This window comes from Leisingera sp. G5_S3_59_S7 (genome assembly GCF_054968485.1).
Genome location: NZ_JBQKUH010000006.1, coordinates 47,202 through 66,577 on the forward strand (window position 1 = coordinate 47,202; position 19,376 = coordinate 66,577).

At 65.2% G+C, this 19,376-nt stretch carries 19 protein-coding genes; 9 read left to right on the forward strand and 10 right to left on the reverse strand.

What is annotated here, in order from left to right:
- Positions 1 to 36 precede the first annotated feature (36 nt).
- Positions 37 to 579 (reverse strand): protein-tyrosine phosphatase family protein, encoded by a 543-nt coding sequence (locus ACTRWG_RS05125; RefSeq protein WP_027235242.1) that lies wholly within the window; start codon positions 577 to 579, stop codon positions 37 to 39.
- A gap of 193 nt (positions 580 to 772) precedes the next feature.
- On the opposite strand from ACTRWG_RS05125, the gene ACTRWG_RS05130 reads away from it, so the two are divergent.
- Complete coding sequence (locus ACTRWG_RS05130) at positions 773 to 2,560, forward strand: DNA polymerase III subunit gamma/tau (RefSeq protein WP_027235243.1); 1,788 nt, start codon at positions 773 to 775, stop codon at positions 2,558 to 2,560.
- A gap of 193 nt (positions 2,561 to 2,753) precedes the next feature.
- Complete coding sequence (locus ACTRWG_RS05135) at positions 2,754 to 3,098, forward strand: YbaB/EbfC family nucleoid-associated protein (RefSeq protein ID WP_027235244.1); 345 nt, start codon at positions 2,754 to 2,756, stop codon at positions 3,096 to 3,098.
- Between the two features lie 61 nt (positions 3,099 to 3,159).
- On the opposite strand, the gene ACTRWG_RS05140 is transcribed toward ACTRWG_RS05135, so the two are convergent.
- Entirely contained in the window at positions 3,160 to 3,663 is a 504-nt protein-coding gene (locus tag ACTRWG_RS05140; protein ID WP_027235245.1) for a GNAT family N-acetyltransferase, read from the reverse strand.
- Positions 3,664 to 3,798: 135 nt separating this feature from the next.
- Between ACTRWG_RS05140 and recR the strand changes: the two genes are divergently transcribed.
- Positions 3,799 to 4,398, forward strand: a complete 600-nt coding sequence (recR, locus tag ACTRWG_RS05145; RefSeq protein ID WP_027235246.1) for a recombination mediator RecR — start codon at positions 3,799 to 3,801, stop codon at positions 4,396 to 4,398.
- Between the two features lie 70 nt (positions 4,399 to 4,468).
- Here recR and ltaE read toward each other — a convergent pair whose 3' ends face one another.
- Complete coding sequence (gene ltaE / locus ACTRWG_RS05150) at positions 4,469 to 5,518, reverse strand: low-specificity L-threonine aldolase (RefSeq protein ID WP_084299516.1); 1,050 nt, start codon at positions 5,516 to 5,518, stop codon at positions 4,469 to 4,471.
- A complete protein-coding gene (locus tag ACTRWG_RS05155; protein WP_036797221.1) occupies positions 5,515 to 6,192 on the reverse strand; it encodes a hypothetical protein in 678 nt (225 codons plus the stop codon). Before ACTRWG_RS05155 ends, ltaE begins: the two co-directional genes overlap by 4 nt.
- Before the next feature lie 137 nt (positions 6,193 to 6,329).
- Here ACTRWG_RS05155 and ACTRWG_RS05160 point away from each other — a divergent pair, with 137 nt between their 5' ends.
- Positions 6,330 to 7,217, forward strand: coding sequence for a LysR substrate-binding domain-containing protein (locus ACTRWG_RS05160; protein ID WP_027235248.1), 888 nt, complete (start codon positions 6,330 to 6,332; stop codon positions 7,215 to 7,217).
- A 106-nt stretch (positions 7,218 to 7,323) separates the two neighbouring features.
- Here ACTRWG_RS05160 and ACTRWG_RS05165 read toward each other — a convergent pair whose 3' ends face one another.
- Both ACTRWG_RS05165 and ACTRWG_RS05170 read right to left on the reverse strand, forming a co-directional pair.
- Positions 7,324 to 9,459, reverse strand: a complete 2,136-nt coding sequence (locus ACTRWG_RS05165) for a two-component system sensor histidine kinase NtrB (protein ID WP_462829056.1) — start codon at positions 9,457 to 9,459, stop codon at positions 7,324 to 7,326.
- Between the two features lie 310 nt (positions 9,460 to 9,769).
- Positions 9,770 to 10,537, reverse strand: coding sequence for a DUF1013 domain-containing protein (locus ACTRWG_RS05170; protein ID WP_027235250.1), 768 nt, complete (start codon positions 10,535 to 10,537; stop codon positions 9,770 to 9,772).
- Positions 10,538 to 10,681: 144 nt separating this feature from the next.
- Here ACTRWG_RS05170 and ACTRWG_RS05175 point away from each other — a divergent pair, with 144 nt between their 5' ends.
- Both ACTRWG_RS05175 and ACTRWG_RS05180 read left to right on the forward strand, forming a co-directional pair.
- Complete coding sequence (locus ACTRWG_RS05175; protein WP_027235251.1) at positions 10,682 to 11,326, forward strand: ribonuclease T2 family protein; 645 nt, start codon at positions 10,682 to 10,684, stop codon at positions 11,324 to 11,326.
- Positions 11,327 to 11,631: 305 nt separating this feature from the next.
- Positions 11,632 to 12,489, forward strand: a complete 858-nt coding sequence (locus tag ACTRWG_RS05180) for a DUF2189 domain-containing protein (protein ID WP_260002986.1) — start codon at positions 11,632 to 11,634, stop codon at positions 12,487 to 12,489.
- Positions 12,490 to 12,552: 63 nt separating this feature from the next.
- On the opposite strand, the gene ACTRWG_RS05185 is transcribed toward ACTRWG_RS05180, so the two are convergent.
- Positions 12,553 to 13,536, reverse strand: a complete 984-nt coding sequence (locus ACTRWG_RS05185; RefSeq protein WP_462829057.1) for an NAD(P)H-quinone oxidoreductase — start codon at positions 13,534 to 13,536, stop codon at positions 12,553 to 12,555.
- A 219-nt stretch (positions 13,537 to 13,755) separates the two neighbouring features.
- Here ACTRWG_RS05185 and ACTRWG_RS05190 point away from each other — a divergent pair, with 219 nt between their 5' ends.
- Entirely contained in the window at positions 13,756 to 14,559 is an 804-nt protein-coding gene (locus tag ACTRWG_RS05190; protein WP_462829058.1) for a class I SAM-dependent methyltransferase, read from the forward strand.
- Positions 14,560 to 14,696: 137 nt separating this feature from the next.
- Here ACTRWG_RS05190 and ACTRWG_RS05195 read toward each other — a convergent pair whose 3' ends face one another.
- Positions 14,697 to 15,398 (reverse strand): COQ9 family protein, encoded by a 702-nt coding sequence (locus tag ACTRWG_RS05195; RefSeq protein ID WP_027235255.1) that lies wholly within the window; start codon positions 15,396 to 15,398, stop codon positions 14,697 to 14,699.
- Between the two features lie 120 nt (positions 15,399 to 15,518).
- Between ACTRWG_RS05195 and rpsU the strand changes: the two genes are divergently transcribed.
- Together rpsU and ACTRWG_RS05205 are read left to right on the forward strand one after the other, a co-directional pair.
- Positions 15,519 to 15,725 carry a 30S ribosomal protein S21 gene (gene rpsU / locus ACTRWG_RS05200; RefSeq protein ID WP_005614280.1) on the forward strand — a complete coding sequence of 69 codons (207 nt, stop codon included), beginning with the start codon at positions 15,519 to 15,521 and terminating at the stop codon, positions 15,723 to 15,725.
- Between the two features lie 709 nt (positions 15,726 to 16,434).
- Entirely contained in the window at positions 16,435 to 17,478 is a 1,044-nt protein-coding gene (locus ACTRWG_RS05205) for a CAP domain-containing protein (protein ID WP_027235256.1), read from the forward strand.
- A gap of 82 nt (positions 17,479 to 17,560) precedes the next feature.
- Here ACTRWG_RS05205 and ppk2 read toward each other — a convergent pair whose 3' ends face one another.
- Positions 17,561 to 18,478, reverse strand: coding sequence for a polyphosphate kinase 2 (gene ppk2, locus ACTRWG_RS05210; protein ID WP_027235257.1), 918 nt, complete (start codon positions 18,476 to 18,478; stop codon positions 17,561 to 17,563).
- A 326-nt stretch (positions 18,479 to 18,804) separates the two neighbouring features.
- Complete coding sequence (locus ACTRWG_RS05215; RefSeq protein WP_008556791.1) at positions 18,805 to 19,263, reverse strand: Lrp/AsnC family transcriptional regulator; 459 nt, start codon at positions 19,261 to 19,263, stop codon at positions 18,805 to 18,807.
- Positions 19,264 to 19,376 lie beyond the last annotated feature (113 nt).

Consider the following 19,376-nt stretch of genomic DNA (forward strand, 5'->3'; position numbering starts at 1 on the left):
CGCCCGGCCTATCGGCCGGGCGAAAGGTTACTCGATCTAACCTGCCACCTGTCCCGCGCAGGCCCAGTCCATCTGCGCTTCGGTCTCCACCGCGCAGGGCCGCACTGACCGCAGCCGCGCCAGCGCCTGCACCGGATCCTCGCCGCATTCGATCATCAGCCGCAGCACCGCCATGCCGGAGCGCCCGCAGCCGCCGCGGCAATGCACCAGCACCCGGCCGCCGCCGCCCAGCGCCTGCCGCGCCGACCGGCTGGCCGCCGGCCACTTCGCCGCCACCGCCGGCGGCGGCGTGCCGAAATCCGGAACCGGCAGATGCAGCCAGCGGCTCGCCATGCTTTGAATATCAATTCCCAGCCGCGGCGCCCCGGCGGCAACGTGCTCAGCCTCGGTGGTCATCGAAAGCACCAGCCCCGGTTTCCACTGATAGATCTGGATCAGGTCGCCCCGGTAGTCGCCTTCGGCGCCCGGCAGCCGGCACAGCGCCAGAATGCCGCCGCCCGCAGACAGCGCGTGGATGGTCAGCCCCGCTTGCGCCGCCTCGTCCGGCGCTGCTGGCTCAGAGGTTTCTTCAGATCGCATACCGCCTCCTTAGCCGCTGCGCTCCTGCGTTCCCCCGCGTTGCCCCGCCCTTGCAGCCTAACCGTTAACCACGCAATGCCAAAGCCCTTTTGCTGCTCCGCATTGCCCCCTTCTGCGGTGGACGAACGGGCTGCGCTTCAATACCCTGCGCGCAACGCGGGCGCCCCGCAAACCGAATCCGGCACGAGACATCATGAACGATACCCCCAGCGACACCGGCCAATCCCAATACCAGGTTCTGGCCCGCAAATACCGGCCCGAGACCTTTGCCGACCTGGTGGGCCAGGACGCGATGGTACGGACGCTGAAAAACGCCTTTGCCGCCGACCGCATCGCTCAGGCCTTCATCATGACCGGCATCCGCGGCACCGGCAAAACCACGACCGCGCGGATCATTGCCAAGGGCATGAACTGCGTCGGCGAACACGGCAATGGCGGCCCGACCACCGATCCCTGCGGTAAATGCGAGCATTGCGTGGCGATCATGGAAGGCCGCCATGTCGACGTGATGGAGATGGACGCGGCGTCCCGCACCGGCGTGAACGACATCCGCGAAATCATCGACTCGGTGCAGTACCGCGCGGCCTCCGCCCGCTACAAGATCTATATCATCGACGAAGTTCACATGCTGTCGACCTCCGCCTTCAACGCGCTGCTGAAGACGCTGGAGGAGCCGCCCGCGCATGTGAAATTCATCTTCGCCACCACTGAAATCCGCAAGGTGCCGGTGACGGTGCTGTCGCGCTGCCAGCGGTTCGACCTGCGCCGGATCGAGCCGGAGGTGATGATCTCCCTCTTGCGCAAGATCGCCACCGCCGAGGGCGCCGAAATTGCCGAGGACGCGCTGGCGCTCATTACCCGCGCCGCCGAGGGCTCCGCCCGCGATGCCACCTCGCTGCTGGATCAGGCGATTTCCCACGGCGCGGGCGAAACCACCGCCGATCAGGTCCGCGCCATGCTGGGCCTTGCCGACCGCGGCCGGGTGCTGGACCTGATGGACATGATCCTGCGCGGCGACGCGGCAGCGGCTCTGACAGAACTTTCAGGCCAGTATGCAGAGGGCGCCGACCCGCTGGCAGTGCTGCGCGATCTGGCCGAGATCACCCATTGGGTCTCGGTGGTGAAGATCACTCCGGACGCCGCCGAAGACCCCACCGTCAGCCCGGACGAGCGCGCCCGCGGCCAGCAAATGGCCGAGAACCTGCCGATGCGCGTCCTCACCCGGATGTGGCAGATGCTGCTCAAGGCGCTGGAGGAAGTCGCCGCCGCCCCCAACGCCATGATGGCGGCCGAGATGGCGGTGATCCGCATCACCCATGTGGCCGACCTCCCCTCACCCGAGGAACTGATCCGCAAGCTGCAGGACACCCCGCCCCCGCCGCCCCCCGGTCCCGGCGGCGGTGTGCCGATGCAGGGCATGGGCGCCCCGGCACTTGGCGGCAACGGACCCGCCAGTCCCCAAGGCGGTCCGGCCGGCGGCGCACCCGTGGCCCATGGCGGCAGCGGCACCATGATGGCGCTGGCACCGCAAGTCAGCTCCGCGCTGGCCCGCTATCCCACCTTCGAACATGTCGTCGAGCTGATCCGCACCAACCGCGATGTGAAACTGCTGGTCGAGGTCGAAGGCGGCGTGCGACTGGTCTCCTACCAGCCGGGCCGGATCGAATTCACCCCGGCGGCCCAAGCGCCCAAGGATCTCGCCGCCCGGCTCGGCTCAGCGCTGCAGAACTGGACCGGCGCCCGCTGGGTGGTCTCCATTGCCCCTGACGGCGATGCGCCCACCATTGCCGAGGTCCGCGACGCCGCAGAAAACGCCCTGCGTGAGAAAGCCACTGCGCACCCGCTGGTGCAGGCCGTGCTGGAGAGCTTTCCCAAGGCCAAGATCAAGCGCATCCGCACGCCTGAGGAACTGACCGCAGAGGTCGCCGCCGAAGCCCTGCCCGAGGTGGAGGACGAATGGGACCCGTTCGAGGACGGGTGATGCAAAAAATCCAGGGCAGCGCCTAACCTCAGGCGGGCGCACTAGCGCCGTATCAGCGGGAAGGCCGGGCGCTGCCTGGCCTGTCGACCGGGCGGTAGAGCGCTAAACTGTTCCGCGCAGATGATCCTGCCCCTTGTTTCGCGCCCCCGCGCCCCGTATCTGTCCCCCAAACCGGAATCTTAGGAGAAGACAGATGCTCAAAGGCCTCGGCGGTCTTGGCGACATGGCCAAGATGATGAAATCGGCACAGGAACTGCAGGGCAAGATGGCCCAGATGCAGGAAGACCTGCACAATGTCATGGTCACCGGCGAAGCAGGCGCAGGCCTGGTCAAGGCCACTGCATCCGCCAAGGGCGACCTCAAGGCACTGGACATTGACCCGTCGATCTTCAACGGCGACGACAAGGAAGTGGTCGAGGACCTGATCCTGGCCGCCATCAAGGATGCTCAGGCCAAAGCGGCTGAAAAGGCGCAGGAAGAGATGACCAAGCTGACCGAAAGCATGGGCCTGCCCAAGGACATCAAGCTGCCGTTCTAAGCGGCACTCATTTCCCTATGCAAAGGCGGCCCGACTGGAGCCGCCTTTTCTTTTGCCCGCCTCAGCCCGTCTCCAGCCGGAACTTCAGGAAGCGCCGGCCTTCGTACTGCACCTCCCCGGTCTGTACCGCCCCCAGCCGTGCCAGCGGGCGCAGGTGGCGGCGTGTTGGCGGCAGCAGGAAGGTAACATAGGGGATGCGCGCATCCGCGCGGGCAAATTCCAGCGCCTTGCGGGCAATGGCAGGGCCAAGGCCAAAGCAGTCCGCCCGCAGTACCAGCCCGAAATCCCACTCTTCCCCCTCTTTCTGGAAGCCGCCCCAGCCGAGATACGTATCCCCGCGCAGGAAGGCCCAGTGGCCCAGCCCGTCGCGCTGCCAGCAGGCTTCCTTGGCGGCGACGAATTCCCTGGCAGCGGCCTCATCCCAGCTCCCAGTCAGCAAGGGCATATGGTCCGCCATCCGCGGGTCGGACATATGGCGGGCAAGCTCCTGCGGCGGCACCTCCGTCAGCCGGGCAAAGCGAAGCGGCCCGGTGCCGTTTTCCGTATGCGCTGCGGCACCTCCCATTGTGATCCCTCCTCCGGCCATGCCAAGCCTTACCCCCGGACGGCAGTAAAACAAACCCCGAACATTTTACCGGCCGGCCCTTGCGCTCCCCAGCCCCGGGTGGCCTATATGGCAAGGAACCAAAGGGCCTGCGGCATGATCAAGAATTCCACCAGCGACATCGAAGACCTGATTGCCCTGATGGCCAAGCTGCCGGGTCTGGGGCCGCGGTCTGCCCGCCGCGCCGTGCTGCATCTGATCCGCAAGCGGGCGCTGTTGCTGACACCCTTGGCCGATGTGATGAGCGAGGTGGCTGCCACCGCGCGGGAATGTCTCAACTGCGGCAATGTCGGCACCAGCGAGATCTGCCCGATTTGCACAGACGACAGACGTGCCACCGGCGAACTCTGCGTGGTCGAGGATGTGGCCGACCTCTGGGCGATGGAGCGGGCAGCCGTGTTCAAAGGCCGCTACCATGTGCTGGGCGGCACCCTTTCAGCGCTGGATGCGGTGGGTCCGGAAGATCTGCGCATCCCGCGGCTGGCGGACCGGGTCGCCACCGAAAACATCAGCGAAGTGATCCTGGCGCTGAATGCCACCATCGACGGCCAGACCACCGCCCATTACATCGCCGACCAGCTGCAGGGGCAGGTGAAACTGACCTCCCTGGCCCAAGGCGTGCCGATCGGCGGCGAGCTCGATTACCTCGACGACGGCACCATCTCTGCCGCCCTTAGCGCGCGCAAGGAAATCTGACGGCGCCGCCGGGCGAAAAGTTCTTCAAAGAATTTTGGCCGCAAAATTTGCATTTTTCCGGCCCCTGCGGCTAGCCGTAGAAGCTTTTCAGCCCCTGAACCGCCCGCGCCAGCGCAGCGTCGTCAACGTCCCTATGCAGCACGATGCGGATGGCACCGGAGCTGCCGCCGCCAATGACCACGCCATCAGCCGCCAAATGCGCCCGAAGGCCGTCGTTGCGCTCATCTGCCGGCGTGAAGAACACCATATTGGTGGCCTGCACCACCTCTCCCGTGCCTAAGCTCCGCAGCACGCCGGCCATTTCTGCGGCCCGTGCGTGATCCTCTGCCAGCCGTGCCACGTTGTGCTCCAGCGCATAAAGCCCGGCGGCCGCCAGCACGCCCGCCTGCCGCATTCCGCCGCCCAGCATCTTGCGCCAGCGCCGCGCCTTGGCAATCAGGTCCGAAGGCCCCGCCAGCACCGACCCCGCAGGCGTGCCCAGCCCCTTTGACAGGCAGACCGACACCGTGTCCGCCAGCCCAGCCAAATCCGTTTCAGAACACCCCAGCGCGGTGATCGCATTGAAGAACCGCGCCCCGTCCAAATGCACGAACAAGCCCGCCGCGCGCCCGGCCCCGGCCGCAGCCGCCATTTCCGCCAGCGGCACCGCCAGCCCGTTATGGGTATTTTCCAGCGACACCAGACGGCTGATGGGCAAATGCGGATCATCTTCGCGCAGCGCCGACCGGATCTCCGCCGGGTCCAGCGCTCCATCGCCGCGCACCGCCACCGGGCACAGCGCAATCCCGCCCAGCACCGAGGCCCCCGCCGCCTCATAAGCATAGACGTGATAGCCGCGTCCGCAGATCACCTCCTCGCCGCGCTGGCAATGGGCCAGCATCGCGGTGAAATTGCTCATCGTGCCTGTGGGAACGAACAGACCCGCTTCTTTGCCCAGACGCTCGGCCAGCACCGCCTCCAGCCGGTTCACCGACGGGTCTTCGCCAAAAACGTCATCGCCCAGCGCTGCCGCGGCCATCGCCTGCAACATGCCCGCATCGGGCCGCGTTACCGTATCGCTGCGCAGATCGCAGAGGGGCGCATCAGCCCCCATCCCTGCCAGCCCAGTGTATTGGCTCATGCCGCCACCTGCTCATAGGCCAGCGCCGCCACGATGTGCACGCGCCGGGTTTCTCCCCCGTTCAATGCGGTGTGATAGCCGCGGGTGTCAGTGAAATAGACCGATCCGTCGGCTGGCAAGTGGGTAACGTGATGATTCACAACGAACAATGAGCCGGGATTGGACACCACCGGGATATGCAGCCGCGGCTCCGGGTCGCGGTGCCAGGAGTTGCAGTTGTACAGCCCTTTGGACAGCACCCGCGTCCGCCCGATCGGAAAGCGCTTGGCAAGTTCGCTGTGCACATGCTCGAAATAGGTGCCCGCAAACTTCGGATTGAACTCGGAAAACTCAACCTCCGGGACCAGATCCTCGCGCGGCTCTTCCACATAACGGTCATCGGCACGCAGCCAGTAGCGGCCGGACAGATCATTTGCGGTCCACTCGGACTGTCCCGGCCGCCGGGTCAGCGGCAGCGCGGCAAACCCCTGATCCTGCATCCCGCCCATAAAGTCCTCGCGCTTCAGGCACTCCTCCAGCGCCTCTTGCAGCAGCTTGAGGTCGAACGTCAGCTCCAGCCGCTGGATACCAGGTCCGGGCACAAAGCCCGCCACCGAGGCCGTGTCGGGCATCGTCTTCATGGCCCTAGTAACAGCCTCAACATCGGCATCATTGATCTGCGGTACAAAAGTCATGCGGCGCGCTCCTGTTTGTCGTGCTGATCGTGAGGGATGATGCGTTTGGCGCCATGGTTGCAGGCCTCTGCCCGCGAAAAAAGCCGGGATTTTGCAATCTGTATTGCAAAAAATGCAACAACTGGCAGGGTGCTCCCATGCGCCGCAAAATCCCGCCCATTTCTGCCCTGCTCTGTTTCGAGGCCGCCGCCCGCGCCGGCAGCTTTGCCCAGGGCGCCCGCACCATGAGCCTGTCGCAAAGCGCTTTCAGCCGCCAGATCCAGAGCCTGGAGGCGCAGACCGGCCAGACCTTGTTCAAGCGCGACCGGCAGCGGGTGCAGCTCACCGCGGCGGGCCATATGCTGCTGGAGGAACTTTCGCCGCAGCTGGAGGCTCTGGAAGCCACCTTTTACCGGCTGCGCACCCGCGATAACCCCTATGGCGCGCTCAACATCGGCACCTATCCGACGCTCGGCAGCCGCTGGCTGATGCCGCATCTGGCACAGCTGGCCCGGGAACAGCCGCGGCTGACGGTCAACACCATCACCTATCTCGACAATGCGCAGGTGGATGCCAGCCTCATTGATCTCGCCATCGTGCAGGGCGATCCGCCCTGGCCGGGCTTCCGCGCCGATTTCCTGATGCCGGAGACGCTGATCGCCGTTGCCGCGCCCGGCCTGCTCAGCACCCCGGTACGGGCGGCAAGCAGCCTGCTGGACTACCCGGCCCTGCAGCACACCACCCGCCCGCTCAGCTGGCAGATATGGTTCGAAGATCTGGGCGAGGCGCTGCCCGTCCGGCCCACCGGCCCGCTGTTCAGCCAGTTCGAAATGCTGATCGACGCAGTGAAATACGGCCACGGCGCGGCGATACTGCCGGAGCTGCTGGTGCGCCGCGAACTCGACGACGGCACGCTGATCCAGGCCCATCCGCACAGCTGCATCCCTGCCAGCGCCTATTACCTGCTGACCCCGCAGGCCAAGGCCGGCACCAGCCGGATCGAACGGGTCCGCAGCTGGCTGCTGGAGCACGCCGCCGCCGGTTAGGGGCTGCCGCGCCGCGCGCCAGCGCGGCGCCGGGCCCAAGGCTGCCAAGCGGCCCCGTCAGGGGCAGCTGCAGGCGCGGGAGCCCCGACCTCTGCCCGCACCGGCCCTAGCGGAACAGCGCCTTATACAGCTTTTCCTTGGTAAAGGGCTTGTCCAGCACCTGCACATCCGCCAGTCCGGGAAAGCCCGCCTCTGCCGCGCTGATGGCACAGCCGCTCATCATCACCGCATTCAGGCACGGCTGCGCCGCCCGCAGGCCGGCCAGCGTCTCCCAGCCGCCGCGCCCCGGCATGCTCATGTCGATCACCGCGCCGTCAAACGGCCCTTCCGAGTCCAGCAAGGCAAGCGCCGCGTCATATCCATCCGCCTGCGCCACCTCGCAGCCGCGCAGCTGCAGCAGCCCCGCCACCGCCCGGCGCACGGTGTCCTCGTCATCCACCACCAGGATCCGCCAAACCGCCGCGCTGCGCGCTGCCGCGGGCGGCTCCACCGCCTCTGCCGCCGCGGCACAAGCCGGGAAATAGCAGCGAATGACGCTGCCCGCCCCTTCGCGGCTCTCCACCGCCAGCCCGCCCTGATGGCGGCTGATGATCCCCATCGCCACCGCCATGCCCAGGCCGCGGCCGCCGGGTTTGGTGGTATAAAACGGGTCGAAGATCCGGGTGACCATGTCGTGCCGCATGCCGCCGCCGGTGTCGCTGACCTCCAGCAGCAGGCAATCGCCCGCCGCCATCCGGCGCCCCTTCAGCAGCCGCTGCCGCTCCGGAGCGTCCAGGCGGGTGCGCCGGGTCTTCACCGTAATGGTGCCGGCACCAGGGCCGATGGCCTCCGCGGCGTTCAGAAGCAGGTTCAGCAGCAGCTGGCGCACCTCCTCCTGGTCCAGATGCGCCGCGGGGACGCCCTCGGCCAGATCCAGCACCACCGCCTTGCCCTTCCGGCAGTCCAGGGGCACCAGTGCCAGCGCCTCCTGCACAACCGCGTTGAGGTCGCACGGCGCAGGCGCCGGGCCGTTGGTGCCCTTGGCAAAGCCCGTCAGCTGCCGCACCAGCCCGGCCGAGGCGCGCAGCCCTTCCTCCACCGCCTGCAGATGCTGCTGCGCAGGATGTGCGACCTCCAGATGCGCCAGCGCCAGTTCGGCCCTGCCCTGCATCGACGCCAGCAGATTGTTGTACTCATGCGCGAGGGCCCCTGCCAGCCGCCCCAGGCTCTCGGCCTTGTGCCGGACCAGCTGGGCCGCCTCCGCCTGCTGGCGGCGCTGCTCCGCGGCGCGGCGGCGCAGTTCCAGACCGGTGCGGGCGGCAGCCAGCGCCATCAGATCCGGCTCCAGCACATCCGTCGCGATGTCGCGGTCATGCAGCAGCCCAAGCCAGCCGGCCGCCGCGCCATCCGCATCGCGCAGCGGAAAACCGAGACAGTATTTCAATGACAGGGGCCGGGTCTGCGCCAATGCCTGCACTATCTGCCGCAGACCGTCCGGCACCTGAACGGCCTCCCAGCCACCCGGCACCTGCTTCCCGGTCGGGTCACAGCGCACGGCCCGGCCTTCCGCCGCATCCAACAACCGGCCGCCGGAACAGCACGCCAGCACCCGGCAGCGGTCCGGCCTGCCCCCACTGCAACCGGCAATGAAAACCGCCCGCACCCTAAGCGCACTTTGCAGTTCCCGCGCAATCTGCCGGAATGCCGCCCGCGGACAGGTGCTGCCCGGCCCCTCTGCCAGCGCCGCCAGGGCTGCCAGCCGCCGCAGGCCCGCAATCTCCGCGCCAAGGCGCGGCGCAAACTGCTGCATCACCGCCACGGCCCGCTGCGCCAAACCGTCGCCGATGTCCTCGCGCCAGGCAGCCTGCACCAGGCCGGACGCCGCGCCGCCAGGATCCTTCAGGGCAACGCCCGCATAGCTCTGGAGGCCTTCCTCAACGAACATCCCGCCTTCGGGATACAGCTCCTCCACCCGGCCGGGGTAAACCTGAGGCTCACCGCTCAGCACCACATCGCAGCACGGCGCCCCGCGCAAGTCATATTCAAAATCGCCCAGCGGCAGCCCGTCGAAACTGCTGGCCAGCACTCTGATGCGCGGGGTCTCCCGGACCGTCAGCTCGCCAACAGTGACCAGATCCGCGCCAGTTCCCTGCGCCAGCTGCCCCGCAAATTCCTGACAGAACTCCAGCCCGTGCAAGCCTGCCAGCGCCCCCAGATTCAAGCCGCAGCTGTCCCCCAGCGGCGGCACGCCTGATGCGTCCATATTTTGTACTCCTGCCATCCCCGTGCAGGCTGGCGTCCTGCACCCGCCTGCTGGCAACACTCATTAACATTCGTCCCTGACACAGCGGGAAACCGCCCTTCTTGGCGAGGGCGCACCCAGACTTCACTGACCGCAGGCAACCTGGAACACGATTACCCCGCAACATCATGCTGCGCAAATCAGCGGCGCGTAGTCAACATCTTGTAACCTTGAGACTCAATTCTAACAGAAAAAGCCGCAAATCCGGAGCACCGGATCTGCGGCTTTTTAATGATTTTCCGAAACCGGGACGCAAAGTCCCCTGGCGGAATCAGGGACGGGTGTCTTCTTCGTCGTCCTCGTCATCGCCGCCAGAGGGCAGGTTGAAGAAGCTGTCGGCGTCGAGGATATCCTCTTCCTTCTTCTCTTCCTCGTCGGAGGAACCGCCGCCCAGGGTGAAGGTTTCCAGCCCTTCGATGGCGCTCGGGATTTTCGGCTCCGCTTCCATCTCCAGCGACTGCTCGGTGGAGACCAGCTTGCGGCGCTCGTCGTCGCTCATCACGCCGCCTTCGGCAGCTTTCTTGGCCGCGGCCTTCTGCACCGCAGAGTCCAGCTCGGACTGCTTGCACAGGCCCAGCGCCACCGGGTCGATCGGCTGCATGTTGGCGATGTTCCAGTGGGTGCGCTCGCGGATCGACTGGATGGTCGGCTTGGTGGTGCCCACCAGCTTGGCAATCTGGCCGTCGCTCAGTTCCGGGTGGAACTTGACCAGCCACAGGATAGAGTTGGGACGGTCCTGGCGCTTGGACAGCGGAGTATAGCGCGGGCCGCGGCGCTTTTCCTCGCCGGCCGCGGCCGGGTTGAACTTGAGCTTCAGCTTGTGCAGCGGGTTGGCTTGCGCTTTGTCGATCTCGTCCTGGGTCAGCTGGTTGTTGGCCACCGGGTCAAACCCCTTGACGCCCACCGCCACTTCGCCGTCGGCGATGCCCTGGATCTCCAGCTCGTGCATGCCCACGAAATCGGCGATCTGCTTGAAGCTGATCGTGGTATTGTCCACCAGCCACACGGCGGTTGCCTTGGCCATCAACGGTTTTGCCATGTGCTCATCTCCTTAAAACACCTTGATCCCCGGATACATCTCTCCCGCCGCCTGAAAGGGCGTCCCCGGCGTGCGGGGCAGGTTTCCGTTGTCGGGGAACTTCTGCCCTATATAGTCAGCTTGATTTCATAAGGAAAGAGGCCAATGCGCAAGTTATTGCTGGGTTTGGCGGCTGTTTTGGCGGCTTTTGCCACGCTTGCGGCGGCAGAGGGCGAACCGGCCGGAGAGTTCGACTACTACGTGCTGGCGCTCAGCTGGTCGCCGAACTGGTGCGCGCAGGAGGGCGATGCCCGCAATGCGGACCAATGCGATGCCCGCCATGACCACGGCTGGACCCTGCACGGGCTCTGGCCGCAATACCACCGCGGCTGGCCCAGCTACTGCCGAAGTGCCGAGGCGCCGCCAAGCCGCGCGATGAGCCGCCAGATGGCGGACATCATGGGCAGCGCAGGCCTTGCCTGGCACCAGTGGAAGAAACACGGCACCTGCGCGGGCCTCAGCGCCCGCCAGTATTACAGCCTGATGCGCGAGGCCTACACCCGCGTCACCCGCCCCGCCGTCTTCCGCAAGCTGGACAAAACCGTCACCCTGCCCGCGTCGGTGGTGGAGGAGGCGTTTCTCAAGGAAAACCCTCCCCTGTCGCGCGACAGCCTGACCATCACCTGCCGCGACGGCGCCATCCAGGAGGCCCGCATCTGCCTGTCCAAGGCGCTTGACCCGGTGCCCTGCGGGCGCGATGTGATCAAGGACTGCACATTGAAGGACGCGCGGCTCGCACCTGTCCGCTGAACCGCCTTGGAGAAGGGGCGCTGCCCCTCTTGGCCTTTCGGCCAAATCACCCCGGGATATTTGCAGCCAGATGAATAAAGGATCCGGATCTTCATCTGGCTAAAAATATCCCCGCCCAGCTGCCCGGCAGGCGGCTTTGCCGCCGAAAGGGGAAGCCACCGCCGCCAGGCGCCGCTCTCGTCGCGCGGCAATAAACGGCCTGTGAAGCAGACTTTGCCGTGTTTCGTGCTACAATAAGCCCACGTGCCGCGCCCGGCCCTGCCTGAACGGCACTTCCGTTTTGGTCAGCGAGGAGGAGGAAGCGCATGGCAAAGACAATCGGTAACCCGCTCAGCTGGCTTCTGCAGGGTGCAGAAACCACCGGGCACCATATCGGCGAAACCGTCGGCGAAATGGGCAGCGACGGCGTCAAGGAGCTGCCGCAGGCACGCGACCTGAGCATGGATGACATCATCCATTCTTTGGCCGCGGGTCTGGAGGATTTTGCAGCCTGCCGCAGCGATGCGATGTTCCTGGTGCTGTTCTATCCGCTGATCGGCATTGCGCTGATCGTGATGAGCCTGTCGATGAACCTCTTGCCGCTGATCGTGCCGATGATCATGGGATTTGCGATCCTCGGCCCGGTCGCAGCAATCGGCCTCTATGAAATGTCCAAGCGCCGCGAAGAAGGTTTGGAGCCGCGCTGGGTGGATGCCTTCAGCGTCATCCGCTCGCCGTCCTTTGGCGCCATTCTGGTGCTGGGGCTGTATCTGGCGGCGCTGTTCGTCATCTGGCTGGTGGCGGCTGACATGATCTACAGCCGAACCCTGGGGCCGGAGCCGCCGGCCTCGATCACAAGCTTCGCCGCCGACGTGCTGACCACCCGCGCAGGGTGGACCATGGCGATTGCCGGCGGCGTGGTGGGCGCAGTCTTTGCCTTCGCCGCGCTGGCGATGAGCATCGTGTCTTTCCCGCTGCTGCTGGACCGCCACGTCGGCCTGCCGGTGGCGGTGGCCACCTCTATCAGGGTGATGCGCAAGAACCCCGTCGTCTGCATGACCTGGGGCGCGCTCGTCGGCTCAGCGCTGGTGATCGGCGCGATCCCGTTCCTGGCCGGGCTGATCATCGTCGTGCCGGTTCTGGGCCATGCCACCTGGCACCTGTACCGGCGCGCCGTGAAGTAGCAGCCGCGCAATCAAAACAGGGCCGGCGGATCCGCCGGCCCTGTTGCGTGAAACCCTAAGGCGTCAGCCGACCTTCAAAACGATCTTGCCGATATGGCCGGAGCTTTCCATCCGGGCGTGCGCTGCGGCCGCGTCCTCCAGCGCAAACTCGCTGTCCATCACCGGCGCAACCTTGCCCGCCTCGATCAAGGGCCAGACCGCCTCGGCCAGATCCTGGGCAATCTGCGCCTTGGCCAGATCGCTCTGCGGCCGCAGGGTCGAGCCGGTCAGCGTCAGCCGCTTGACCATCATCAGGGCAAAGTTCAGCTCCACCTTCGGCCCTTGCAGAAAGGCGATCTGCACCAGCCGCCCGTCTTCGGCCAGCGCCTTGACGTTGCGCGGGATGTAGTCGCCGCCAACCATATCCAGCACCAGATCGGCGCCGCCTTCCTCGCGCATCACCTTGACGAAGTCCTCGTCGCGGTAGTTGATCGCCCGCTCGGCGCCCAAATCCAGGCAGGCCTGGCACTTTTCATCCGAACCGGCCGTGGCAAATACCCGCGCCCCGAACTCCCGGGCCAGCTGGATTGCCGTCGTGCCAATGCCCGAAGAGCCGCCATGCACCAGGAACCGCTCGCCCGCTTTCAGCCCGCCGCGGGTGAAGACATTGGACCAGACGGTAAAGAAGGTCTCCGGCAAACACGCCGCCTGTTTCAGGTCCAGCCCTTCCGGGACGGGCAAGCAATGCGCCGCCGGCGTCGCCACATATTCGGCATAGCCGCCGCCGGGCAGCAGCGCACAGACCAGATCGCCTTCGCTTATGCCGCTGACACCCGCGCCCACGGCCGCAACCTCGCCCGAGGCCTCCAGCCCCGGCAGGTCGCTGGCGCCCTTTGGCGGATCATAGGCGCCGGCGCGCTGCAGCGCATCGGGACGGTTCACGCCGGCATAGGCCACCTTGATCACGACCTCGCCATGGCCCGGCTGCGGCACCGGGCGCTGGCACAGCTGCAACACCTCCGGCCCGCCGGGTTTCGTGATCTCCACCGCGCGCATCATCTCTGTCATCGGAATTTGTCCTCCTGATCCTTGCCCCTGCCTAGCATCCGGCCCGGTGCGCGCAAACAGCAAAGGCGCCGCAGTCTGGATGGTTTGCGGACACCCTCTGGCGGCTGAACACGCCGGTACTGCCCTCCCCGCCGTGTTCGAGGCAGCCCTCCGCGCATGGCAATTTGGGTTGACCCAGCTAACTTACAAATGTCCGGAAAGATGCAATTGAGGTGAAGAATGGCCGATCCGTATTCGAATCTCGGCGCTCAGGATACCGCCCTGCAAGAGCGGATCGCTGACGCAATGGAAGCCCGCTGCCTGGAACCTGCGCAGGTCGCAATCCGGAAGGCTTATCTTGAGAAGCTGGGCCTGCCCGAAAACGCCGCAGCACTGGAGCTGGGCTCCGGCACCGGGCATGTCACCAGGGACCTGTTAGAGCTGGCAGGTGCTGCAACCGCTCATGGGATTGAACCTTCACCGGTAATGGTGCGCCGGGCCCGTAAAAGCTTTGCGGACGATGACCGCCTCAGCTTCAGTACCGGGGATGCCAAAGACACGGGACTTGCAGACGAGACGTTTGACCTGATCGTCATGCACACATTGCTATGCCATGTGCCCGGCCCTGAAGAGGTTGTTCGAGAAGCGTACCGCCTCTTGAAGCCGCGCGGCATTCTGGCGGTCTGCGATGGAGACTACAGCACCGCCACAGCCCAAATCGCTGACTTCGATCCGCTGGATCAACTCATCAAGTTCATGATCAATCAGAATGTCACCAATCTTTGGATCATGCGCCGGATTTCCGGCATTCTGACCGAACACGGGTTCCAGCTCGGCGCCAGAACAGGCCACGGATACGTTGCAGAGGGCGAGGCTGCGTATTTTCTCACGGTGATCGACCGCGGCGCCGACCGTATGGTCGAGGACGGCCTCCTGTTTGCCGAAACCTCAGAAGCCCTGAAATCAGAAGCCAGGCGCAGGGTCTCTGCCAAGACGTTTTTCGGGTTCATGTCCTATGTGAGCCAGATCGCGGTGAAGCCCTGAGACTTCACACTCGTTGTGGTGCTTCCGGTCAGCGTGCGGCACCTTGTGAACCGGGTGCGATAAGGCAGCCGCCGCAAATTACACACAGCGCGGCCGGCGGAAGCACTGGCCGCTGTCAGGCAGCTGCGCGTTCCGCCTCAGCGCCGCGGGTTCAGCGATCCCGGCAGATCATCGCGGCCTTTCGGCGGCTTGATCTGCTCCGCCAGCCAGTTCGGCCCCACCAGAAACGGCTTCAGCAGCGGGTTCTTCTGCAGCCCCGCCTTCAGCTTCTCAAAGTCCATCACGTTGTCGATCCGCCGGTCCAGGAAATCCCAGGTCGCCTGATGGTCCAGGCTGTCATCGCCCAGCCAATAAAGAACCGTGGCGGAATAGACGCCCGCCAGCGACGCGCGCTTGGTGTACCAGTTCAGATCATCCGAGCCGTCGCCCAGCGCCTCCCAGATCAGATCGCAGGTGCCCCAGATCGCCTTGACCCCGTCGCCGGCATACTGCGGCAGCGTCAGCAGCGTGGTGCCGCGGCGCACCGCCTCCTTGTCGTCAACCGCCTCCAGCCGGAACCGCACCGCTGCTGCGACCTTGTCGCGGAACCGCATCCCCGACAGATCCTCCGCCTGCAGCCGCTCCAGCATCCGCGAATCGCCGCGCGCATGATAGGCCAGCGCCAGATCCACCCCGCCGCGCGGGCAGACCGCATGGGCCAGCACCTCCGGCACATCGGCGTCCTGGCAGGCGGCCCGGAACGTGACCTCCGACCAGCCGTCGAACGGCACATGCAACAGCGCCGCATCCAGCAGCTTTTCCCTGATATCGTCCTGCGCGTGATCCTGGTCTTCGGTCATCTCACCCTCCAGCTGGCAGTGTCCTGACACCCTACTAGACAAATTAGCGGCGCTTTGCTATATGGCCACTTCCTGCAATCTTCCTTGCAACTCAAAACTTAGAAAGGTGGTGAATACCACATGCAGGTTAGTGTTCGCGACAACAACGTCGATCAGGCGCTTCGTGCCCTGAAGAAAAAGCTGCAGCGTGAAGGCGTCTTCCGCGAAATGAAGCTCAAGCAACATTTCGAAAAGCCGTCCGAGAAAAAAGCGCGCGAGAAAGCTGAAGCGATCCGCCGTGCCCGTAAACTGGCACGCAAGAAAGCCCAGCGCGAAGGTCTGCTCTAAGCACACCTGGCTCTCCAGCTTTGGACAGCACTACGGCAGGTCCCCGGACCACGCCGGAACAAAAGTTCAGACAACCCCCGCGGCTCCGCCCGGGGGTTTGTCATTTGAACGGGCCGCAAACTTGGGGCGGCCTTTTTGCAGCACACGCAAAGATCGTGAAATGCTTTGAACTACATCTTTAGGGTGTATTTCTTCTTTACACTCTGCTATACAGGGTTCGCGGCCAGGCAAACCAGATGCGTTTCCCTAACCTTGCCCCGCCGCCCGGGCTTGGAACACCCGGAACACTGAAACCCGGGGCAGGCCGCGCGCCCCCCCCAATTAAACCGGCGCCCGTCTTGGTCCCTGCAAACAAGGCACGCCACTCCGGGTTTTCATTGCTGCCGGGCGCCGCCAGCTTCCCCCCGCCGGCGCCCGGCCTGCCCGATTCTTCCGTTTGCAAATCCAGCCCCGGCCGCCGCCCCCGGCAGCAACAGGGCGAATCCTGCACCGCCTCTTGCCTCTGCCCGGCGGCGGGATGGCGCCTGCCGCGGATCCGGCCTGCCTGGGCCCGCTCTGCGCGCAGGTTTCCGCGTATCGCGCCCCGGGCTTCGGGCAGAGCTTCGCCGCAAAACCGCCCTTGTGCCCAGCCGCCCTTCCAGCGCTCTGAAATTCCGTTAACCGGTTGGCGCACCGCCGCACAGCCGGCCCACTCACGGAGCAGTACACGATGTCACAGGCAAGCGAACTCGAGCGCCAGATGCTCGACCTGATCAACGCCGAGCGCACCTCGCGCGGGCTCAATCCAGTGCAGCTGGAGCTGCGCCTCAACGATTCGTCAGAAGACCACAGCGAGTGGATGCTGCAGCAGGATGTGTTCTCCCACACCGGCGCGGGCGGCTCCAGCGCCGGCGACCGGATGAAGGACGCTGGCTTTGTCTTCTCCGGCAGCTGGACCTGGGCCGAAAACATCGCTTGGCAAAGCGAACGCGGCGCGGCCGGCCTCTCCGATGACGTCGTCGACCTGCACAATTCGCTGATGAACAGCCCCGGCCACCGCGCCAACATCCTGAACGCGAATGTCGAGGTGATCGGCATCGGCATCGAGCAAGGCAACTTCAACGGCTGGGACGCCGTCATGGTCACCCAGAATTTCGCCAAGACCAGCGCCGGGCTGCAGCTCGACACCGGTAGTTCCGGCGGCGGGTCCGGCGGCGGCACCGGCACCGGTGCAACCGCCGGCGATGACAGCCTGACCCTCAGCAGCGCAGGCACCCTCGACGGTCTGGGCGGCAACGACACCCTGACCGGCAGCAGCGGCGGTGACAGCCTCAGCGGCAATGACGGCCGCGACAAGCTGCTTGGCAGAGCCGGCGGCGACGGCCTGGATGGCGGTTCGGGCAACGACGTCCTGCGCGGCGGCGGCGGCGCGGACGACCTGAACGGCGGCTCCGGCAAAGACAAGCTGTTCGGCGGCGGCGGCAACGACACCCTGGACGGCGGTTCGGGCAACGACCGGCTGACCGGCAAAAGCGGTGCCGACATCTTTGTCTTCAGCAGCGGCGACGACACCGTTACCGATTTCAACCCGAACGCCAGCGGCGAGCGTATCGACCTGGGCGCGGCGGATGGCATCGGCGGTTTCTCCGACCTAATGAGCAACCACGCCAGCCAGACCGCAAACGGCCTGCTGATCAGCGACATCGACGGCGACAGCATGCTGCTGGCAGGCATCACCGCACAGGATCTCAGCGCAGGCGACTTCCTGTTCTGATCCCCACCGGGCAAACGGTGAAAGGGCGCGCTGCGGCGCGCCCTTTTGCCTGTTCCGGCCCCGGCTTCTGGGGGCTCGAACCTCAGTAAATCTTCGGCACGTACAGCTCATCCGGCAGCACCTGCCGTTCGTAATCCGGATTGTACTTGCGGTCCGGCAGCACCACCTTCTCGCCCGGCACCTCCTCATAAGGGATCTTGGTCAGCAGGTGCTCGATGCAGTTCAGCCGCTCGCGCTTCTTGTCGTTGCCCTCGACGATGTACCAGGGGGCCTCGGGGATGTTGGTGCGCTTGAACATCTCCTCCTTAGCCTTGGTGTAATGCTCCCAGCGGATCCGGCTTTCCAGATCCATCGGCGACAGCTTCCACTGCTTCATCGGGTCGTGAATGCGCATCATGAACCGCAACTGCTGCTCCTCGTCGGTGATAGAGAACCAGTATTTCAGCAGGATGATGCCCGACCGCACCAGCATCCGCTCAAATTCCGGAACGTCCTGAAAGAACTGCTCAACCTGGTCGTCGCTGGCAAAGCCCATCACCCGCTCGACGCCCGCGCGATTGTACCAGGAACGGTCGAACAGCACGATCTCGCCGCCTGCGGGCAGATGCGGCACATAACGCTGAAAGAACCACTGGCTCTGCTCGCGGCGGTTCGGCGCCGGCAGCGCCACCACCCGCGCCACCCGCGGATCCAGACGCTGGGTGATCCGCTTGATCACCCCGCCCTTGCCTGCCGCATCGCGGCCTTCGAACAGGATGCAGACCTTCGCGCCGGAATGCTGCACCCAGTCCTGCACCTTGATCAGCTCCGCCTGCAGCCGCAAGAGGTTGCGGAAATAGACCTGCCGGTCGAGCATCTCCGGGTGCTGCTCGCGGTAGATCTTGCGGATCTCCTGGCTCAGCATCGGCTCGGAGAATTCGATCTCGATATCCTCGTCCAGCGTGTCCTGCAGCTCCGCTTCCAGCCAGTCCAGGGATGCGGTTTCAAATTCGCGGGTCACGGGCAGGGTTCCTTCCTTGTCAGGTGGTGCAAACGCTGCCTTTTACCGGCAGCATGTGAATGTTTGATGTCATCCCGCGGGAACAGCCGCGGAATACCTGGCTGCGCGCAACGGAAAACCATCTGCCATTTGCGCCTCCGGACCGGAGACCGCGGGTTGGCAGCTTCCTTTAAGGCAACCGGAAATCCCGCCGGGATTCAAGCCAAAAGCCCGGGCCCGCCCACGCAACCGGCTGGCGCATCAGCTGCCCGCTCTGGCGCGGAGGGCACTCAGGGGGTGCACAGGGGGTGTACAGACGGTGCACGCAAAACACCCCCGCCAGCGCCTCAGACCGGCAGCGCTGTGGTCTTGAACACGGTGCGCAGCGCAAAGCTCGACTGCATCTGCGCCACTCCCGGCAGGCGCGCCAGATGCTGGCGGTGGATGCGGGCGAAATCCTCGGTGTTTTCCGCCACCACCTTCAGGATGTAATCCGCTGTTCCCGCCATCAGATGGCATTCCAGCACGTCCGGGATTCTGGACACCGCCTTCTCAAACGCGTCCAGCACCTCATCCGCCTGTCCGGACAGGGTGATCTCGACAAACACCGTGGACGGCACATTCATCTTGCGCGCATCCAGCAGCGCGACATAATCCCGGATGTACCCCTCCGCCTCCAGCCGCTGCACCCGCCGGTGGCAGGCCGAGGCCGACAGGTTCACCCGCTCCGACAGGTCGGCATTGGAAATGCGGCCCTGCTTTTGCAGTACCGAAAGTATGCGACGATCTGTTTCGTCCAAAGACATTTCTCGAAGATCCTTGCTCAGTTTCGCCTGTATAGACGAAGATTCTTCGAAAGGCATGTTTTTATTCTGCCCAAAAAAGCAGCACCTTTTCCGCCGCCTGCGGCAAAATGACC

Excerpts from the sequence above, each read along its gene's own strand:
- ACTRWG_RS05125 (WP_027235242.1), bottom strand. The coding sequence starts at position 579 with ATGCGATCTGAAGAAACCTCTGAGCCAGCAGCGCCGGACGAGGCGGCG.
- ACTRWG_RS05130 (WP_027235243.1), top strand. The coding sequence starts at position 773 with ATGAACGATACCCCCAGCGACACCGGCCAATCCCAATACCAGGTTCTG.
- ACTRWG_RS05135 (WP_027235244.1), top strand. The coding sequence starts at position 2,754 with ATGCTCAAAGGCCTCGGCGGTCTTGGCGACATGGCCAAGATGATGAAA.
- ACTRWG_RS05140 (WP_027235245.1), bottom strand. The coding sequence starts at position 3,663 with ATGGGAGGTGCCGCAGCGCATACGGAAAACGGCACCGGGCCGCTTCGC.
- recR (WP_027235246.1), top strand. The coding sequence starts at position 3,799 with ATGATCAAGAATTCCACCAGCGACATCGAAGACCTGATTGCCCTGATG.
- ltaE (WP_084299516.1), bottom strand. The coding sequence starts at position 5,518 with ATGAGCCAATACACTGGGCTGGCAGGGATGGGGGCTGATGCGCCCCTC.
- ACTRWG_RS05155 (WP_036797221.1), bottom strand. The coding sequence starts at position 6,192 with ATGACTTTTGTACCGCAGATCAATGATGCCGATGTTGAGGCTGTTACT.
- ACTRWG_RS05160 (WP_027235248.1), top strand. The coding sequence starts at position 6,330 with ATGCGCCGCAAAATCCCGCCCATTTCTGCCCTGCTCTGTTTCGAGGCC.
- ACTRWG_RS05165 (WP_462829056.1), bottom strand. The coding sequence starts at position 9,459 with ATGGACGCATCAGGCGTGCCGCCGCTGGGGGACAGCTGCGGCTTGAAT.
- ACTRWG_RS05170 (WP_027235250.1), bottom strand. The coding sequence starts at position 10,537 with ATGGCAAAACCGTTGATGGCCAAGGCAACCGCCGTGTGGCTGGTGGAC.
- ACTRWG_RS05175 (WP_027235251.1), top strand. The coding sequence starts at position 10,682 with ATGCGCAAGTTATTGCTGGGTTTGGCGGCTGTTTTGGCGGCTTTTGCC.
- ACTRWG_RS05180 (WP_260002986.1), top strand. The coding sequence starts at position 11,632 with ATGGCAAAGACAATCGGTAACCCGCTCAGCTGGCTTCTGCAGGGTGCA.
- ACTRWG_RS05185 (WP_462829057.1), bottom strand. The coding sequence starts at position 13,536 with ATGACAGAGATGATGCGCGCGGTGGAGATCACGAAACCCGGCGGGCCG.
- ACTRWG_RS05190 (WP_462829058.1), top strand. The coding sequence starts at position 13,756 with ATGGCCGATCCGTATTCGAATCTCGGCGCTCAGGATACCGCCCTGCAA.
- ACTRWG_RS05195 (WP_027235255.1), bottom strand. The coding sequence starts at position 15,398 with ATGACCGAAGACCAGGATCACGCGCAGGACGATATCAGGGAAAAGCTG.
- rpsU (WP_005614280.1), top strand. The coding sequence starts at position 15,519 with ATGCAGGTTAGTGTTCGCGACAACAACGTCGATCAGGCGCTTCGTGCC.
- ACTRWG_RS05205 (WP_027235256.1), top strand. The coding sequence starts at position 16,435 with ATGTCACAGGCAAGCGAACTCGAGCGCCAGATGCTCGACCTGATCAAC.
- ACTRWG_RS05215 (WP_008556791.1), bottom strand. The coding sequence starts at position 19,263 with ATGTCTTTGGACGAAACAGATCGTCGCATACTTTCGGTACTGCAAAAG.